Origin of the sequence: Aneurinibacillus migulanus, from assembly GCF_001274715.1 — a bacterium.
Classification (GTDB): Bacteria; Bacillota; Bacilli; order Aneurinibacillales; family Aneurinibacillaceae; genus Aneurinibacillus; species Aneurinibacillus migulanus.
Genome location: NZ_LGUG01000004.1, coordinates 4178576 through 4195866 on the forward strand (window position 1 = coordinate 4178576; position 17291 = coordinate 4195866).

The window sequence follows — 17291 nt, forward strand, 5'->3', positions numbered from 1 at the left end:
TCCGTTTGCACTTCCCTAGAAGGGGAATGAAGTGACATGTCCATCCCTTTTCCTGTCCTTCACCGCACTTTGTATGTACTAGTCAAACATAGATTTAGGTGTAGCCCTGAAATTAAAGACCACTTTTTTCTTTTATATAACGCCGGGCTTTAACTGCATATTCAAAGGGATTTGCTAAAGCCGGGTCCTGTTCCGCCTCCACCACAAACCATCCTTCATAATCGGAAGAGGATATTATTTTGAAAATTCCGCTAAATTCAATCGTACCATCTCCCGGTACAGTAAATATCCCCTCTTTGACCGCCTGCAAAAAGCTTAAGTCTTTCTCTTTTACTCTCTCTACCATCCCTCGACGAATATCTTTCAAATGTACATGCTTAATACGAGGTAAGTACTTTTTCAAAACATAAATTGGATCTTCTCCTGAAAATACAAGGTGTCCTGTATCAAAAAGTAACGAAACAAGCTGGGGATCGGTCATTTTCATTAATTTTTCAATTTCTTTTGTCGTTTGTACACCTGTGCCCATATGATGATGATACACAATATTCATGTCTTTTACAGCAGCCAGTTCACCAAGATGATGCAGCCCTTCTGTAAGTTTGTTCCATTCTTCTTCTGTAAACACTGGTTTTTCTTTAAATAGCGGCACGTCTATTAACCCTTGAATACTGTGTCCTTGTTCCGATACAACAATAACTTTCGCCCCCATTTCATGGAGAAAATCCCGGTGTTGAATAAAAGCCTCAACAGTTTCTTCTAAAGGTTTTGTTGTAAGGAAGGCACTAAACCAGGCGCTTGCAATCTCTAAATTTCTTAGTGCTAAAGCCTTTTTTAATGCTTTTGTATCTCGAGGATATTTATTACCTACCTCGCTCCCAATAAATCCGGCTAGCGCCATTTCGCTGATACATTGTTCAAATGTATTTTCTTCTCCTAACTCGGGCATGTCATCGTTCGTCCATGCAATCGGTGCAATAGCAAGCTTAATTGTATTTTCTTTAAACATTTCTTTGTCTCTCCTCTATCCGTCTCCTACTTAATAGCGTCTTGCTTTCTTAAGGTTGCTTTCTTTATCCTTGTATGCATCTTGCACACTTGAACGATCGGATACTTCTGCAACGCCTACATGCCACCATGATTCATAGCCATGTGTCATTGTTTTTGGCAATACTTTAATATCAATTAACGTGGAAATAGATTGTTTCTTCGTATCTTCGATTGCCTGTATTAACTCTGGAATAGACGTAACTTTATACGTTTTTACACCGTATCCAGCAGCGCTTTGAGCAAAATCAATTTTCATGATACTTCCATTTAATTGCCCCGTTTCATGGTTTCGATAACGGAACTCTGTACCAAAGCTACTCATACCGTTACCCATTTGTAAATTATTAATACAGCCAAAACCGGAATTATCAAAAAGTAATACATTGATTTTTTTTCCTTCTTGAAGACTTGTTATCAATTCTGAATGCAGCATTTGATAGCTTCCGTCTCCAACCATGGCATACACTTCTTTGGTTGGTTCGGCCAGCTTCACTCCAAGTGCTCCTGAAATCTCGTAGCCCATGCAAGAATAGCCGTACTCCATATGATACGTATTCGGCTTACGGGATATCCACATCCTTTGCAGATCACCCGGGAGACTACCGGCAGCACCAATAATGATGGCATCTTCATCAATTCGTTTATTAATTTCTCCAATCACCTCTGTTTGGGTCAGCGTTGTACCAAGCATACCAGCATACTCAATCAATGCATCATCGAGATGTCCAGCAACTTCTGCCGTGAAACCTTGTTCCACATAACGAATACTTCGCAGACGTTCTACCTCTGTTTCCCATGCATCTTTTACAGTAGTAACTTCATTTGTATAACCGGATTTATATTGAATCGCTTTCAGTTCATTTTCTAAAGCAGTAAGAGCTACCTTTGCATCTGCGACAATTTTCACTGCATCAAGTTTGTTTGCATGAAATTCGGAAACATTGATCGTTAAGAAGTCGACTCTTTCATTCTGGAACAATTGTTTGGATGCGGTCGTAAAGTCAGTAAATCTTGTACCAACTCCAATTACAAGGTCTGCTTCTTTGGCAATCGTATTCGCTGCTAGATTTCCCGTTACACCGATACCACCAAGATTATAAGGATGGTTGCTTTCAACAGCGCTTTTTCCGGCTTGTGTTTCTCCAAATGGGATATGGAATGTTTCAACAAATTGCTTTAGTGCTTCTGCCGCCTCAGAATAACGTACACCTCCGCCACAAATAATCACCGGCTTTTTCTTCCCTTTAATAAGGGTAACTGCATCTTCTAGGCTATCTGCTGTCGACACACGACGTTCAATTCGATGAACACGTTTTCGAAAGAAATATTCTGGAAAGTCCCATGCTTCCCCCTGAACATCCTGTGGCAGGGCAATCGTTACTGCACCGGTATCGGCAGGATTTGTTAAAACACGCATCGCATTAATCATGGTCGTCATTAATTGTTCTGGACGATTCACACGGTCCCAATATTTACTAACTGCACGAAACGCATCATTCGTTGAAATGGATAAATCATGAGTATGCTCAATTTGCTGAAGGACCGGATCCGGCTGTCTTGTCGCAAACACATCACCAGGAAGCAACAATACCGGGATATTATTGGCAGAAGCTGTGGCCGCAGCCGTTACCATATTGGCAGAACCAGGGCCAACCGAAGCTGTGCAAGCGATAATTTGTTTACGATGCTTTTGTTTCGCGAAAGCTACAGCTGCTTGAGCCATTCCTTGTTCATTTCTTCCTTGATAAACCTCAAGATCACCGGCCTCTTGTTCTAATGCTTGACCAAGTCCTAGAACATTCCCGTGACCAAAAATCGTAAAAATACCTTTAATAAATTTTTCCTGTTTTCCATCAAACTCTACATATTGTTGATTTAAAAATCTCACCAATGCTTGTGCAGTGGTCATTCTCAATGCTTTCATTTCATCGCCACCTTCCTAATATAGTTTCGACATTTGTATGGTGGTATGAGGTTGGAGAAAAAGAAGAGAAAAACAAAGGCCTCTTCTTTTTCTTCCTTCACTCCACGAACGAATGCCAATTTATCAAGTACAATTTATGTATCTCGCATTGACTACCAACGAGTAGTCATCATTTTCTTTCTCGTATAGAATTCTACTCCGTCCATACCGTTCGCATGAAGATCACCATAGAAAGAATCTTTCCAACCAGAGAACGGGAAAAATGCCATTGGTGCAGGAACGCCGACATTAACACCTAACATACCTGCGTCAATGTTTTCACGGAACTGACGCACACTTCCTCCATCTTTTGTATAAATGCAAGCACCATTCGCAAACTTTGAATTATTAGCAACTTCAATGGCTTTGTCTAGTGTTTTCACACGAACGATCGATAAAACTGGAGCGAAAATCTCATCTTGCCAGATTTTCATTTCTTGTGTTACTTCATCAAAAATAGTAGGACCGACAAAGTAGCCTTCACCATTTACTGCTGGATCTTTTCTTCCGTCACGAATAAGGCGGGCTCCTTCTTGAACACCCAACTCTATATAACGAAGTGTACGTTCTTTATGGCTATCACGAATGACCGGTCCTAAGAATACATTTTCTTCAAGTCCGTTACCAATTTGAATCTTGTTTGCTTCTTCCACTAATTTTTCGATTAAGGCATCCGCTATTTCTTCTTGAGCCACTATGACGGAAGCCGCCATACAGCGTTCACCAGCAGAACCGAATGCTGCACCAATAATTTGAGATGTTGCTATATCAAGATCTGCATCGTTTAACACAATGGAATGGTTTTTCGCACCTGCTAATGCTTGAACACGCTTTAAATTTTCTGAACCTTTTTTATATACGTATTCCGCAACAGGTTGTGAACCTACGAATGAGATGGCCTTGACTAGTTTATGTTCGAGAAGGCCGTTTACTACGTCATGAGCACCATGTACGATGTTTAATACACCTTTTGGTAACCCCGCTTCTTCAAATAATTCGGCAAGACGACTAGCTAAGAGTGGTGTACGTTCTGATGGCTTTAATACAAACGTGTTACCGCATGCAACGGCAAGTGGGAACATCCAGCATGGAACCATCATAGGGAAATTGAATGGTGTAATCCCTCCTACAACCCCAATTGGATAACGATACATCCCAGACTCAATGTTTGTTGCGATATCCGGAAGCTGCTTGCCCATCATTAACGTTGGTGCCCCAGCTGCAAATTCTACGCATTCAATTCCGCGTTGTACTTCGCCGTACGCTTCTTTGTAACTTTTTCCGTTTTCAATCGTAACTAACTTCGCTAACTCGTCCCAGTTATCTACTAATAACTGTTGATATTTAAATAGAATACGAGCACGTCTTGGAACCGCCACCTTTGACCATGTTGTAAATGCTTGATTAGCGGCTTGAACTGCTTTATCTACATCTTCTTTTGTAGAAATAGGTACTTCTGCGATCACTTCACCTGTTGCCGGGTTATAAACGTGTTCTGTCTTAGCAGTCGATGCCTCTACCCATTCACCACCGATATAGTTTTTCACTGTTTTAATTGCTGTTTGCGTCATGAAAATTCGCTCCTTTACGCCATTTATTATTTTAGAAATTTCTGATTTCTGATTATTTGAAGCATGTATAATCAACGTTCTATCCATTCATTTAACAAACATGGAGCTCCCTTGATCGTCTTATTTAGACTCTTTATAAAACCTCTTCAGCAGTTTCCATAAAACTTTTCAGTTCTTCCGCTATCGGCATCGCATCTGAGCAGCTATGCTTCGAAATCACGATCGAAGCAGAAGCACCACCCAATCTCATTGCTTCGGGAATTTCTAGCCCTTGCATCAATCCGTAAATAAATGCAGAAGCATAAGAATCACCCGCACCAAATGTTTTTAACACCTTGGTTTTAAAAATCCCCCCGCGATGCGATTGACCATCTCTCGTATAAGCAATCGATCCGTCACCTCCATGCTTGATAACTACAATTTTCGCATGGTGTGAAAACCATCTGTCGGCTGTCGCTTGATCATTGGATTCCTTATAATTCAAAAATTTTTCCATCATATCAAACTCTTCACGTGTGCCAATAATGACATCGCATTTTTCGGCTGCTAAATTATAATAAATTGCTGTTTCTGCCCCCGATTCCCACGTATAAGGGCGATAATCGATATCAAAGAAAACAACTACATTGTGTTTCCTTGCATACTCTAGTGCCAAAAATATTGCTTCTCTTGAAGGGCTTTTTGCTAAAGCAGTTCCGGAGATTAATAAAGATTTCGATTGTTTAATATATTCTTCGGAAATTTCTGTCGGTTTGATCTTTAAATCAGCAACATTGTCCCGGTACATTAAAATACTGCATTCTTGAGGACTTTTAATTTCTGTAAAAGCCAAGCCTGTTACCGCACCTGTTTGATCTACTACAACATGGTCTGTATTGATATCATTTTCTTGTAAATATTGAGTAATAAAGCGTCCCATCTGGTCATCAGACACTTTGCCAATAAAACCTGTTTTTAGACCAAGACGCGACGTTCCAATTGCGATATTAGCAGGAGATCCTCCTACATATTTAGTAAATGTTTTTGTTTGTTCCATTGGACGTTGTGTTTCATTCGCATTTAAATCGATACATAAACGTCCCATTGCTATAAAATCCAATGGACGCTCTTCCTTAAATACAATTGGATTCATTCAATACTCCCCCCTTACGGTTAAGCGCTATCCCAAACAAAAATTTATTCCCTACTTATCTTCATCCTTATCAGATACTATCTCAAGGATTTTAAGATCAATTTGGTTAAGCGCTTTCCTAACTCTCATTATACATATTTGAACAAAAATCGCAAAGCTTTTTTATTACTTTTTTGAATATTAGGTCTGGTTTATCTTTTGGATTGTTCTGTTAACGAAGTACGTCTGTATATACAACAGCAATGGTCCTAAGCATAGGAGTCGGAATGTATGGAAAAACTCATCGTAACACGAGCACATGGTTTTATACCGGAAAGACTATGTATAGAAGAACGAAAAATGCAAGATAGGCTCTTTAAGCAGCGCCTTATGGCGGTTCGACTAGTCATGGAAGGATACTCGGCCACAGAGGCGGGAAATATTTTGGAAATTTGTCGTCAATCAGTCTCTACTTTTTAGTGGCGGATTCGGAAGAATTCCAGCGGATATACATCTAAAAATTAATTCAGTACTCTATTGGAGTATCGCCACCAAGCTGATATGAACGAGGTCATTAAGCCCCAATTATACTGCTAGTAAGATAATGAAATCCTTTCATTATCAGACTGTCGAGAAAGGGGTTTTTCAAAAATCTCGATCTAATTTTGATAATTTTAGAGGGTACAAAAATGTCTCCCTATGCCTCTAGAAGCCCGTACAGGCGAATCTGAGGCGTCAAATTTTTAGGTGGAAAATCTCTATTTTCATAAGTAGGGTTTCTCCACACTCTGAAAACTTATACCTATACGTTTATACTCTTGTTTGAGCTGCATTCTTGCACCTACAATGGGCGTCGTTTATCTAAATCCTTCTCAAACTGTCCATAAGGAGTAATATGGTTATAAATCAAAGGAGTAAGTGCATGTAAATCCTCAGAAGTCATCCTCTCAAGCCATCCTTGCTCCTTAATAATGTTCTGGATTTTTAACGTATTAATATAAACCAAGCAGTTTTGAAGAAGTTGAAGGCATAAAACAAAAATTTCCTGATCTTTTACTTGATTCTTTTGGATTTCGCCATTGTTTCCAAAGAAAATAAAACTATTACTAGACTTGCCCAAAATTTGATGAAAAATTTACCATGTAGAAAGAACCGAAGGCTTCCCTAGGCAGCTTGTAACTGATTTTTTATCAAATCCAGCTGCGTTCCTGCCTTTGCTTCATAGTAAACAAATTCGATCCAACTCTCTGTCTTTTTGTTTTGCCAACTTCGTAGTCCTGTTAAGATATCACCGTGTCCTGTTACACTGCAGAACATGGCTGTAAAAGAAAGTAGTTCACATGCAATATCAATTTTGCTGTTTTGCTCTGATTCGTATCGGCTAAACGCATAAGGGAATGCTTTTTCACCACATCGAATGAACTCCTGAACGACTGCATGTCCCCATACTGACTTACCTTCGGTATGGGAATAGTGAAAATCTGTTCCTTGCATAGGGGACAATGCCTGTGACGAGGGCTTTGTCTTTCTACAGACCGTATCATCGATAATAGCAAAAATCGGCTCTTGTGTATGTTTCGCTTCCCTCTTGATGCTCTCCCATGATTGTTGCTGAATTATACGCATCAAATGCTGCTCATTCCACTTTCCATGAGTAAGAAAATGGCTCAGTGTCCGTCGGTCTTGTGAATGGCAGCTTTCACGATGGATATCGGTTAACGTTCCAGAAAAACCTCTGGTCATCACACCATCGAGAAAATGAACCCTATGGTTCATTACCGGCTTAGAAAAATAAAGTGGGAAACGCCAGGTACGTAAAATATTGTTGATTTCCTGTTGATGTGCTACCCTATACGTAAGAGGCATATAAGTCTTCTCCTTTGCGTAAAAGTGGTTGGTGGTACTTCTATTTTTACACAGGGTGAAGAGATATGTTTCTTTTTTATTCAATTGTAAATTTATGTAAGTATTTTTGGGCAACTACAGTTTCTAACATAATTTACTCTCTTTTCTTTTTTTCAAGTTTTTTAAACCCTATATAAATTAAGCTGATACAAATTACTAACCCAATGATTGCAGGGACAAAGATCGACTTCCCAGCTTCTCCGCCAAATGCCACACTCCAAATCATTTTACCCACAGCCATAAAAACAACAACAGATAATCCAAACCATAAACTACGCTTCCAGAAAGCTACTCCTAAAGCAATGAATGAAATGGGTATAAGAGATGTCATCAATAATTTTGCAAATCCCCAATCACCACTTAGATAGTCTTTTTCCATGTCTAAGAATTGCTTTACTTGTTCGCTTATAACATTAGGCTTTGGAAACCAGAACATACTAGTTAACAGCAAAAAAATTGTTCCTAAAATGCCACCCCAACTCTTTTTGTATGCAAAGTAACAAAAAGGTACAAGGAACAATGGCCTTAAATACCAACTTAATTGATTTTGGTGCCGTTCATAAGCCCACTCAAAAAAATCTTTATTAGTAAACGCCAAAATAAGGAATAATAAGGTGAGTACTCCAAAAATTACAGCAATCGTTTTATCATATCGTTTTAGTTTTCTTTTCATGTTATTCACTCCTACCTAATCCTCCTCTCATAAAATCAACGTAATGATCAAGGTTCTTTATCATTCTTTGAAGCTCAAAATCCTCTTCCTTATAAAAAATTTCATCAAAATGAACAAACAGATAACTTATAGTTTTTACAAGAAAATCTTTAGAAAATTTCCCCTTGAAGTCTCCATTTTTTATTGCTTCCTCTACCATTTCTTCAAGCAATTTTTCTGTACTGCTTCCTAACATATCCTTTGCTATCTCGTATATTTTGTTACCTTTTTCTTTCAAAAACATTTTGCTTAATTGGTAATACTTAGGGAAAGCTATAGCAAATTCTACACCAATTCTTGCCTGTAACTTAAACTTTTCAAAAATATCCTTTTCCTCATAGTCTTCTGTATATTCTTTAGTCCTATTACTCACAAATTCCCATTTGGCTTTAGCCGATGACTCCAATATAAATAAATAAAGTGCTTGTTTATCCTGAAAATGATAATAAAAAGTACCTTTACTAATACCTGCATTTTTTAAGATGTGATTTAAAGAAGCCTCTTCAAAGTTTTTTATTATAAACTCATCTAACGCTGCTTCAAATAGTTCAGCTTTTCTTTCAAATGACTTTTCCTTCAATTTTTTATATTCCTCCTAGTTCACTATTATAGACCGTCTAGTCTGGACTATTCGGTCTATAAAAATATAACACTTTTTACCAATATAGTAAATAGTGTATGAAGCTGTCCTACTCTTTAAAAAACATTTTATAAATCATTAAGTCTTTCACAAAGTTTGATACCTGATTAGAGTTCTTCTATATGGGGTGGTGACAGGGTTCCTGTCATAGACCACAAAGTAGCTTATGATACCTCTAAAAAGAAGTAAACACAAAAAAATAAAACCTCGTTACATATTAACGAGGTCAAGATTCGCAATTGAGGTACACTTTAATTTTGTTGTTCAAATCGTACATATGGTTCTTTTTTTAAGTAAACTAATTGATTTAGTATCAAGTAATTATTAAGTAAGATCAAAATCTACAAAATGAATAAAAATCCCCTGTTTATTTGCTTCCGAATAGGTAGTAGAAAGATAAGGTGATATTCATAGCTGTGGAACGGTTCGTCCTCATGGTGAGCAGGAATTGCGTCAACCTGAAAAAGACTTGTACATTGTAGGCATGAAAAGCTACGGTCGGGCGCCAACCTTTCTTATGGCAACTGGTTATGAATAGGTCCGATCGATTGTTGCCTACCTTACAATTGTTCCCAAAATCAAAAAAATGAGAATTTAGCTTATTTTTTGGTTTTGGGGTATTTCTTTTTGTTAGCTTGATGGTGATATACCGGGAATCCATATAGGGAGGAAAATATAAAATCATTTGAAGCAACTTTTATTCATCATAGCTCTCCAACTTCTTTATCAGTTCTTCTGCTGAAACATTTGGAGCTCCGGCATTAATTCGAAGGACTTTTTCTTGACGCGCTTTATTTATTCCTTCTTGGGTTGTAAAAAAGAGTCGAATATTATTCTCTCTTCCTACTTTTAATACAGTATCGTTATACGCACCAAATGGGAAGCAGAGGAGGTGTTCATGGTTGTTTAATTCTTGCCCTAGGCGTTCATTTGCAAACTGAATATCCTCTTCTATACGATGTTGATATTCACCTTCGGTCTCCGTCCTTTTCTCTTTTTCCTTATATATTGGTGTTACGAGCGCAGGTTTTGTTTCTCTCTGTGCGTTTACGTTGCATAGCATATGCTGATCATATGTATGGGAATAGAAGCTCATGCCGTTTCGTTTCATTTCCCGCATGTCCTTCCAAGTAAGGTGTGGAAGTGCCTTTGGATTGGGTATATCAGTTGCTTTTACAATGATAAAATTTGTAGCAGTGTAGCCATATCTTAGCAGGACTGGATATGCTTTCGAATAGAAGCTCTTATAACCATCATCAAATGTAAGAAGAATCGCATTCGGCGGCACGCTTTTATTGTCTTTCATAAAGGCAATAAATTCATCCATCGAAATCACATTGTAATTGTACTTCTTCAATTTTTTCATATGCTGTTCGAAAAGTTTCGGTGTAATCGTAGCATCACTTTTTATCTTTTCATCAATATGATGGTAGGTGAGCACAAGCACTTTGTTTTCATAGTGAGTGTATGGTGTGAGCTGCGGATACAACAAAGCACAGGTAAAAATAGCTATTAAAGCAAATAACAGGTTTGTCCATCGTTTTTTTTCTCTCATATAGCTGCCTACCCATCTACTCCTTATGACGATTCTTTCGTTTTTATGTTCGCCGATGGGAAGCTTTCTCTCCAATTCCTTATAAAGTGTCGCATCACGCATTTTATACGTAAAAATACGAATGTTGTCTTCCGATAGGAAGTTGCTTTCATCATCTATCCATTAGATAAATAAACATATTGCTTGGTTCACACCATTAAAGTTTTATTACTAAATCTCTTTTTGTATAAAGAAATAAGGCCACCTGGTCTTTATCTGTAGTTCCTTATACAATTTTTGTATGGGACCATATATCAGATCCAAGATGTCAACTGTGGTTTTCTTTTCCTGTTGGTGTGACTTGCAAGCGCAATTTTCGCTTATCTAAAAAGCGTAAAAATATTCCCCCTAGAAGAAAGACCAATCACTACAGGGGGAGGTAGTGATCGGTTCTTTCTAAAAGAAATGGAAACGATGCAATAAGATTCTATTCCTCAAATCCGAGAACATAGAATTGACCTTTTGAATTGTATCGGCCCACTAAAGTCGGTGTGCCCTTTCTAGTAAAATAAACAACGCCGACCATTTGAGGATTCTTGGATGCTTTGTAGCCTGTCAGGTCGATGCTCAATAATCGCTTAGCTTGGATGGTCGCCTGTTTCAACAATTGTTCTTCGCTGTATCCTTCCAATTTATCGAACACAGCTGGATACTCCGCTGTAGTATGCTCAAGTTCATTCGCATAGACGTTCAAAATTTTATTCGTTCTTTTTTCCACATCAATAAATACTGGGGTATCAGAGTCGCTGAATGTACGCGTATATACCTCTTTGCCATCCTTAACTATCAAAGAAGCAGTTTCCAACGGTTCTTTTTGTAAACCCAAACCGTTCAGGCCTACAAATGTGTCTTCTACTGCTTTCAACGCTGCTTTATCCACTTCTCATTTGTCTTCTTTTGGCATTGGCAATGGTACTCTCCAATCCAGGTCATAGCTCTTTTCTGCCAACTCTGAAGTAAGACTGAGCTTTTGAGGGAGTTCTTTCATTTCATAACTTTGCAATTTCATTCGGATATGGTTTCTGCCTTGTTCATCCTTTCCTATCATTTTAAAATCTCCACCTGTTACATTGTATATTTTGCCCTTTTCATCTTTTATCGTCCAACCGAAGTGATTAATAATTTTATCTGTATCATCATCCACTAAAATCCTATCTGTTATTTGAACAATATCCTTTAAATAAGCCTCTAGTGTAATCGTAGCATGCTTCTCATCCTTTGGAGATGCTTCATTTTGAGGTTTGTCAAAGGTTACTGACTTGATCTCAATCGTTTTGCCATCCTTATCTACTCTTACAGGTTTATCGGCAAGCTGCTTCGGCTCAAATGATATGTCCAGCTTATACGGTTCTGTTTTTACTAAGGAATCCAATACTAGTGTATATTGATGATCTGGAGACAAAGGAGCAAATCCATACTTCCGAATAGAATGGCCGTATTCATCCACTGCCTTGCGTGGAGTATCAAGCTCCCAAGTTAAATCTTTTACTTTCTCTCCCTTTTCATTTTCAACATGAAAATTCAGCTTATAATCATCATAGCGAACATAAGGGGCAGCTGAAGCTATTCTTCCTTTCACTTGTTTGCTTTCCTGTACTAATCTTTTCTTTGCCTCTTCCGTCCACTTTGTTTCATATTCGACACGCGCAGCAGTCAGTGAATACATCACGCTGTTTAGATTGATTTGCAGTCCCTGTGGTGTAGTATAAGTATACGTCTTATTCATTGGTAGCATCTTTGAAGCCGTAATTGATTTTTCTAAATCAATAGGAACCTTTAAGGGCCAATTTCCTTTAACAGAGTCGATCTGATTTCCCTCGAATTGTAATAAAAGCTTCTGTTCTTCTGTTTCCCCGGGGTTTTTTAGAGTGAGATATCCGTAATTCTCTTCGCGTTTATTTACTCCATACGTTGTAGTTTCTTTAATTACATTCCCTTTCAAATCTGTTACCTCTACCTTACTTATATGAAGCTTATCCGGATGAATAAAGTTATTTTGCTGATCCTTGATCGAATAAACGGCCACAATTCTCATTGGGTCAGCCAATATCTCCTTTATTTCAAGAGTATAGCCCTGATCAGTAACAGAGGCATTTACCTTCTGTGAAAAGCCCTCCTGTACTGCATATTGCAGTTCTTTATCAGAACTGCCATCAAATAACGATTTAACATAGGCAACAAAGGTAGGTGATACGTATGAACTCACCGAAATCGTTAAAAGCAAAACGCAGCTAATTGAGACTGGAAATACCAAAGAGCCTAGTAAACGCGATCTTTTTCTTTTATAGGCTACTGCTTGGTCGGGCATCACAAAAGTAGGTTGATCCAATTCTCCAGCTACCTTTTTTAGAGTTTGTGTAATCTGTTTGTCAAGATTAGTCATGCATGATCACTCCCATCTCGGTAATTACCTGTGTTTCTTTTTCAGCTTGTATTTTTTCAACAATTAGCTTTCTGGCCCTATGTAGCCTTGATTTTACCGTTCCCTCAAACACACCAAGGATTTTTGCAATTTCAGCTATACTAAACTCTTCATAATAGTAAAGAACAACTGCAGAGCGATGCTTCGGCGTCATCGACTGAATCGCTTGCCAAATCTGTTGTTCTTTCTCCTTTTGAAGAATACTCTCCAATGGGTTTTGCCCAGGATCAATGGAGTCCGTATATTCTTCCGTTTTTTTCCTTCTACGTACCATATTAAGTGCACGATGTGTCACAATTTTCATAAACTAAGCCCGAAACGATGTCCCTTTTCGTTCATCATATCGATAAAGTGATTGATACGCCTCCCATAGTGCTTCTTGAACGGCATCCTGAGCTAGATGGTAATCGTGGACGATCAAAAAAGCGACTCGAAATGCCGTAGCTAAGTGAGGTTGAACAAGTGTTTCAAAATCAACTGGTTCTCCTCCCCTAGCTATTGGAAAATGATGATTTTCCTTCACATAAAAGACCTCCTCGTTTTTTCCTTTCACCTCTTATTCACCAGTTCTCGTATTTTGGTTCATAGAAAGAGCAAAAAATCTTTTCCTGACTTGTGTAAATTGGTACTTGAGCCATTGATGCAATCCATGTATTCTTTCTAACGAAGTCATGGATGATCCAAACACCAAGGTGAATCATCGTGGTTCCGAGATTTCCATTCCCAACAAAAAGAAACGTCAAAGGAATGAAGGGGTTCACTGGCGCTTCTTTCTTAATAGGCAAAGATATAATTATTCCGATTTCTCTGCTTGTAGCATTTTATTTAAAATAAAGGTCTCAACAACCTTACCACACCATGATTTATAATGTATCTGTCACATAATTAGTTATTTCCTTAATGTCATCTGGTACATTGCTTATTGCGACACCAAGCCCTGCAAAGGTAATCATAGTAAGATCATTATAGCTATCGCCTACAGCAATACGCCATCAAGTCAAGAAAATTTCATATCATAAAGTGAAAAAATTAGCTATTCTTTCTATAAAGCACTGTAGAAAGGATGGTTTTTTTATGGAACAAGTGTCTCTTTCGGTACAAGAAGAAATGGAACTTATAGCTCAAGAGCTACAGCGATACTTTTCTCCTCCCCAGCTTGAACAACTCGCTAGACAAACAAGTTTTGTCCAACGAAAAAGCAAGTATACCGCACAAGATTTAATTTCCTTATGCGTTTTTTTTAACAATGATATATCCATCCCCCCTCTTACACGATTGTGTGGCCAACTTGACGCATCGAGTCATCTCTCGATAAGCACAGAAAGGGCTAAACCAACGGTTTAATACATCAGCTGTAACCTTTCTTCAAACCCTTTTTTCTACACTTCTCCAGGAAAAGTTCATGTCTTCATCTTCGCTACCTTGCAAGCTCGGCTCTCCTTTTCATCGTATCCGTATTCTTGATTCAACAGTTTTTCAACTTCCATGCTGAGCGATATCAAGGATCAGGAGGAAGTGCGCATACCGTTGGTATGAAAATTCAGCTTGAATACGAATTGAAAACCGGATTTTTTTTACAAGTAGATGTTGGGCCTGGTAAAAATAGCGACGGATTATATGGCATACAACGAACCAAAACAGTAGAAGAAAAGGATCTTTGTATTCGTGATTTAGGATACTTCTCTTTAGGTGACTTTAAAGAAATAGAGGAACGGGGTGCTTTTTACGTTTCGAGGTTAAAGGTAAATGTCCGTGTGTATGAAAAAAACGAAAATATGGAGCGATTCAAAGATGGTAAAGTCAAAAAACAATCTTTATACAAAGAAATTGATATAGAAGCTATTATGGATCGTCTTGAGCCGGAAGAGATCATAGAACTTCCTGAGGTATATCTTGGACGCGACAAAAAATTGCGGACACGGCTCTTAATTTATAAGTTGACTGAGGAACAAACACAGAAACGACTTATGATGCGTACTCAACAAGAAAAAAAGAAAGGCATTACCTATAAAGAGCGTACAAAACGCTTGAGTGCTATCAGCATTTACATAACAAATATTCCAGAGGAATATGTAAAAAAAAGAGTTCATTCATGACCTGTATTCATTACGCTGGCAAATAGAGATTCTCTTTAAAACATGGAAATCCATTTTCCATATTAATCGGTGTAAGCCAATAAAAACCGAAAGGTTTAAGTGCCATATGTACGGGCAGTTAATCGCCATTCTACTTAGTTCTTCCCTCATGTTTCAGATGCGCAGACTTCTTCTGATAAAGAAAAAGAGAGAAAGAAGTGAATTCAAAGCCATCGGTATTGTAAAAGAGTGTTTTCTTTCTCTACACAATGCTTTGAAAAATCAGATTCAAGACAATGGACAGGTTCTTCTCCAAATTTTTCAGATGATCGAAAAGAATGGACACAAATCACATCGATATAAAAAGAAAACGGTCTTTGACATCCTAGGCGTAGTATATGAGTATACAAGAGGGCTTCGTACGATTGCGTAATTAAAAAACAGAGCCTGTGAAATCTTATTTGGCATGCACAAAATTCCGATTAGCCACATAAAACTTTGACAAGAACAGGGATGTTGTATTGTAAACACCTATTCTTTGTCGTTAACTTGATGGCGATGGGATACCATCCCAACACGATGCATAGTAACCTATCTCATGTCTCTTGATAATTTGATCCGTATCCATCTATAAGCAAGATAACCCCCCACCATAATTGGTAAGAGGGGTGACTATTTTGCAATTACTAGCTTGTACAACACTACAACAAACAAACTTTACTAAGTGACGACAAATTCGACAGTGATCGGTGTTGCTGGATCAAGCACGTCCCCACCTGGGATCGTTAACGTAGTTGTAGTTGCGGTTGAAGTGTCAGCGGTTTGAAGCACAGCGTTAATATACAGGTTGTAATACGAAAATGAAGCTGGAAATGCTGTCGCAGCTGCACCAGTATCATCGGTAAAAGCTGTAGCTGCAATTGCAAATGTAGCACCTGTACCTGTTCCGGCCCCTGCTGTAGAGGTAAACTTTCTACCAGCTATAAACGGTTTAACTATAGGCATGTGTATTCACTCCTTTTCTTTTTATCATTACGGATTTTTTGAAAAACCTCTAGAAAGAGGGCTTGTTCCATCCGTTACTACATTCTATTCCTCTCACTATACTTCAGGAACAGCAAATGACTTAGTATATACGTACAATTTGCAAATTGAAAGTGGGATACCTTAGGTTACTTTTTTCTTTGCTGATGAGTTCCTATTCATCTAACGATAAACACTCTCCCTACGCTTTGATTAATACTAAGAGTGTGTAGCAAAATTAATATAATGAATAAGGCATATATAGGATATAGAAACCAAATAATCGATATAAGCTTGCATAATATTTAGCTATGAATTTAGGTAAACCTGCCACACACTCACTAAAACATTAAAAAAAGAAAGGTCACTGGGCTATATTACACAGTTTTTAAGGAAATACTTGAGCAGAAAACTGAACAATTTCAAGGATAATAGGTTCACCTGCAAAAATGGTGCTGCCATTGAGATTAATAGTTAGAGCGTTTGGATTTACGCTATATATGCTGCCTTCTTGTAATATTCCATTAATATAAAGATTACTGTAGCTGTTTTGTCCGAGGTTTGTAAATTCACTTATTGGCCCTCCACTATCACCAGTAAATTCAGTAGCTAGAATAACTTGAGGGCCCTGAATNCCTGAATCGGGATACCGTTGTCCAGCATATGACTTTTCCATGCCTCCATTTGCACTGTAAACGCTGCTGTGTTCGGCTCTCCGTTAATGGAGTATTCCTTAGAAGTTTGTCCTCGAAACGGCATGTACCTACTATAATTATACTTTTTAGGAATTTTACATTTACTAACATTTGTTAAGCAAGATAATGTATCTTAAAATAGCAAACTAAGCCCTGACATCCATACGGACAGCAGGGCATTGCTTTTATTCTTTATCCCATAATAAAGATATAGTCAAGCTCCGGCTCTTTTGCTGAAAGTTTATATCCGTTTACCTCAAAATCGAGTAAATTACTATGTATATTTTTGGCTATCTCTTCAGGTAGCGAAATTCTTCCGTTCTTATCAACCTGAATAATGCATCTATGTATTTCTTTCATTCTCCTCACCCTTCCTATATCCTTTTTTACTATATAAAGGAAAAAAACCTCTTTTTTTCAGGCGGGAGGCCTCACTAAAAAAATAGGAAACGTAGGATTTCCCACGAATCCCGATTTTTTGTTGATGATTTTACTATATTTCAAATTTTCGGAGGCTCAAAGAAGGATTT

At 38.1% G+C, this 17291-nt stretch carries 16 protein-coding genes and 4 pseudogenes; 3 read left to right on the top strand and 17 right to left on the bottom strand.

What is annotated here, in order from left to right; genetic code table 11:
- Positions 1 to 112: 112 nt before the first annotated feature.
- The 4 genes from iolE to iolC form a co-directional block, all read right to left on the bottom strand.
- Positions 113 to 1009, bottom strand: coding sequence for a myo-inosose-2 dehydratase (gene iolE / locus AF333_RS21820; RefSeq protein WP_043067004.1), 897 nt, complete (start codon positions 1007 to 1009; stop codon positions 113 to 115).
- 30 nt (positions 1010 to 1039) lie between these two features.
- Positions 1040 to 2974, bottom strand: a complete 1935-nt coding sequence (gene iolD, locus AF333_RS21825; RefSeq protein ID WP_043067003.1) for a 3D-(3,5/4)-trihydroxycyclohexane-1,2-dione acylhydrolase (decyclizing) — start codon at positions 2972 to 2974, stop codon at positions 1040 to 1042.
- Positions 2975 to 3126: 152 nt separating this feature from the next.
- Positions 3127 to 4584, bottom strand: a complete 1458-nt coding sequence (locus tag AF333_RS21830) for a CoA-acylating methylmalonate-semialdehyde dehydrogenase (RefSeq protein WP_043067002.1) — start codon at positions 4582 to 4584, stop codon at positions 3127 to 3129.
- Between the two features lie 133 nt (positions 4585 to 4717).
- The gene (gene iolC / locus AF333_RS21835; RefSeq protein WP_043067001.1) at positions 4718 to 5716 is read right to left on the bottom strand and encodes a 5-dehydro-2-deoxygluconokinase; all 999 of its coding nucleotides are present in this window, start codon (positions 5714 to 5716) and stop codon (positions 4718 to 4720) included.
- A gap of 270 nt (positions 5717 to 5986) precedes the next feature.
- Here iolC and AF333_RS21840 point away from each other — a divergent pair, with 270 nt between their 5' ends.
- A complete protein-coding gene (locus tag AF333_RS21840) occupies positions 5987 to 6175 on the top strand; it encodes a hypothetical protein (RefSeq protein WP_043067000.1) in 189 nt (62 codons plus the stop codon).
- Positions 6176 to 6536: 361 nt separating this feature from the next.
- On the opposite strand, the pseudogene AF333_RS21845 reads toward AF333_RS21840, so the two are convergent.
- From AF333_RS21845 to AF333_RS21860, 4 genes and pseudogenes are all read right to left on the bottom strand, one after another.
- Positions 6537 to 6806, bottom strand: a pseudogene (locus AF333_RS21845) (Tn3 family transposase); the annotation flags it as partial.
- Between the two features lie 53 nt (positions 6807 to 6859).
- The gene (locus AF333_RS21850) at positions 6860 to 7561 is read right to left on the bottom strand and encodes a transposase (RefSeq protein ID WP_053432752.1); all 702 of its coding nucleotides are present in this window, start codon (positions 7559 to 7561) and stop codon (positions 6860 to 6862) included.
- Positions 7562 to 7694: 133 nt separating this feature from the next.
- Positions 7695 to 8273 carry a hypothetical protein gene (locus AF333_RS21855; RefSeq protein ID WP_043066998.1) on the bottom strand — a complete coding sequence of 193 codons (579 nt, stop codon included), beginning with the start codon at positions 8271 to 8273 and terminating at the stop codon, positions 7695 to 7697.
- A 1-nt stretch (position 8274) separates the two neighbouring features.
- Positions 8275 to 8892, bottom strand: coding sequence for a TetR/AcrR family transcriptional regulator (locus AF333_RS21860; protein WP_043066997.1), 618 nt, complete (start codon positions 8890 to 8892; stop codon positions 8275 to 8277).
- 463 nt (positions 8893 to 9355) lie between these two features.
- Between AF333_RS21860 and AF333_RS37675 the strand changes: the two are divergent.
- A pseudogene (locus AF333_RS37675) lies at positions 9356 to 9487 on the top strand (flavoprotein); the annotation flags it as partial.
- Positions 9488 to 9649: 162 nt separating this feature from the next.
- On the opposite strand, the gene AF333_RS21865 reads toward AF333_RS37675, so the two are convergent.
- From AF333_RS21865 to AF333_RS37680, 6 genes and pseudogenes are all read right to left on the bottom strand, one after another.
- A complete protein-coding gene (locus AF333_RS21865; protein WP_052812177.1) occupies positions 9650 to 10609 on the bottom strand; it encodes a polysaccharide deacetylase family protein in 960 nt (319 codons plus the stop codon).
- Positions 10610 to 10973: 364 nt separating this feature from the next.
- Complete coding sequence (locus AF333_RS21870; RefSeq protein WP_043066996.1) at positions 10974 to 11426, bottom strand: hypothetical protein; 453 nt, start codon at positions 11424 to 11426, stop codon at positions 10974 to 10976.
- A 3-nt stretch (positions 11427 to 11429) separates the two neighbouring features.
- Positions 11430 to 12929, bottom strand: coding sequence for a DUF4179 domain-containing protein (locus tag AF333_RS21875; protein WP_043066995.1), 1500 nt, complete (start codon positions 12927 to 12929; stop codon positions 11430 to 11432).
- Entirely contained in the window at positions 12922 to 13272 is a 351-nt protein-coding gene (locus tag AF333_RS36125; protein ID WP_235356680.1) for an RNA polymerase sigma factor, read from the bottom strand. The genes AF333_RS21875 and AF333_RS36125 overlap by 8 nt, the downstream gene beginning before the upstream one ends.
- Positions 13273 to 13275: 3 nt before the next feature.
- On the bottom strand, positions 13276 to 13491 hold the full coding sequence (locus AF333_RS36130) for an RNA polymerase sigma factor (RefSeq protein ID WP_235356679.1): 216 nt from the start codon (positions 13489 to 13491) through the stop codon (positions 13276 to 13278).
- Positions 13492 to 13761: 270 nt separating this feature from the next.
- Positions 13762 to 13954 (bottom strand): annotated as a pseudogene (locus AF333_RS37680) (HAD hydrolase family protein); the annotation flags it as partial.
- Between the two features lie 97 nt (positions 13955 to 14051).
- On the opposite strand from AF333_RS37680, the pseudogene AF333_RS21885 reads away from it, so the two are divergent.
- Positions 14052 to 15476: pseudogene (locus AF333_RS21885) on the top strand (IS4 family transposase).
- A 287-nt stretch (positions 15477 to 15763) separates the two neighbouring features.
- On the opposite strand, the gene AF333_RS21890 reads toward AF333_RS21885, so the two are convergent.
- The 3 genes from AF333_RS21890 to AF333_RS33900 all read right to left on the bottom strand — a co-directional run bounded on the left by AF333_RS21890 (position 15764) and on the right by AF333_RS33900 (position 17121).
- The gene (locus AF333_RS21890) at positions 15764 to 16048 is read right to left on the bottom strand and encodes a DUF4183 domain-containing protein (RefSeq protein ID WP_043066792.1); all 285 of its coding nucleotides are present in this window, start codon (positions 16046 to 16048) and stop codon (positions 15764 to 15766) included.
- A 406-nt stretch (positions 16049 to 16454) separates the two neighbouring features.
- Positions 16455 to 16700 (bottom strand): DUF4183 domain-containing protein (locus AF333_RS21895; RefSeq protein ID WP_152968245.1); only part of this gene is annotated, 246 nt, incomplete at its 5' end.
- 253 nt (positions 16701 to 16953) lie between these two features.
- Positions 16954 to 17121 carry a hypothetical protein gene (locus AF333_RS33900; protein ID WP_158502471.1) on the bottom strand — a complete coding sequence of 56 codons (168 nt, stop codon included), beginning with the start codon at positions 17119 to 17121 and terminating at the stop codon, positions 16954 to 16956.
- Positions 17122 to 17291 lie beyond the last annotated feature (170 nt).

What these genes read in the sequence shown, in the direction of transcription:
- iolE (WP_043067004.1), bottom strand. Translation starts at nt 1,009, where the DNA reads ATGTTTAAAGAAAATACAATTAAGCTTGCTATTGCACCGATTGCATGG.
- iolD (WP_043067003.1), bottom strand. Translation starts at nt 2,974, where the DNA reads ATGAAAGCATTGAGAATGACCACTGCACAAGCATTGGTGAGATTTTTA.
- AF333_RS21830 (WP_043067002.1), bottom strand. Translation starts at nt 4,584, where the DNA reads ATGACGCAAACAGCAATTAAAACAGTGAAAAACTATATCGGTGGTGAA.
- iolC (WP_043067001.1), bottom strand. Translation starts at nt 5,716, where the DNA reads ATGAATCCAATTGTATTTAAGGAAGAGCGTCCATTGGATTTTATAGCA.
- AF333_RS21840 (WP_043067000.1), top strand. Translation starts at nt 5,987, where the DNA reads ATGGAAAAACTCATCGTAACACGAGCACATGGTTTTATACCGGAAAGA.
- AF333_RS21850 (WP_053432752.1), bottom strand. Translation starts at nt 7,561, where the DNA reads ATGCCTCTTACGTATAGGGTAGCACATCAACAGGAAATCAACAATATT.
- AF333_RS21855 (WP_043066998.1), bottom strand. Translation starts at nt 8,273, where the DNA reads ATGAAAAGAAAACTAAAACGATATGATAAAACGATTGCTGTAATTTTT.
- AF333_RS21865 (WP_052812177.1), bottom strand. Translation starts at nt 10,609, where the DNA reads ATGCGTGATGCGACACTTTATAAGGAATTGGAGAGAAAGCTTCCCATC.
- AF333_RS21875 (WP_043066995.1), bottom strand. Translation starts at nt 12,929, where the DNA reads ATGACTAATCTTGACAAACAGATTACACAAACTCTAAAAAAGGTAGCT.
- AF333_RS36125 (WP_235356680.1), bottom strand. Translation starts at nt 13,272, where the DNA reads ATGAAAATTGTGACACATCGTGCACTTAATATGGTACGTAGAAGGAAA.
- AF333_RS21890 (WP_043066792.1), bottom strand. Translation starts at nt 16,048, where the DNA reads ATGCCTATAGTTAAACCGTTTATAGCTGGTAGAAAGTTTACCTCTACA.
- AF333_RS33900 (WP_158502471.1), bottom strand. Translation starts at nt 17,121, where the DNA reads ATGAAAGAAATACATAGATGCATTATTCAGGTTGATAAGAACGGAAGA.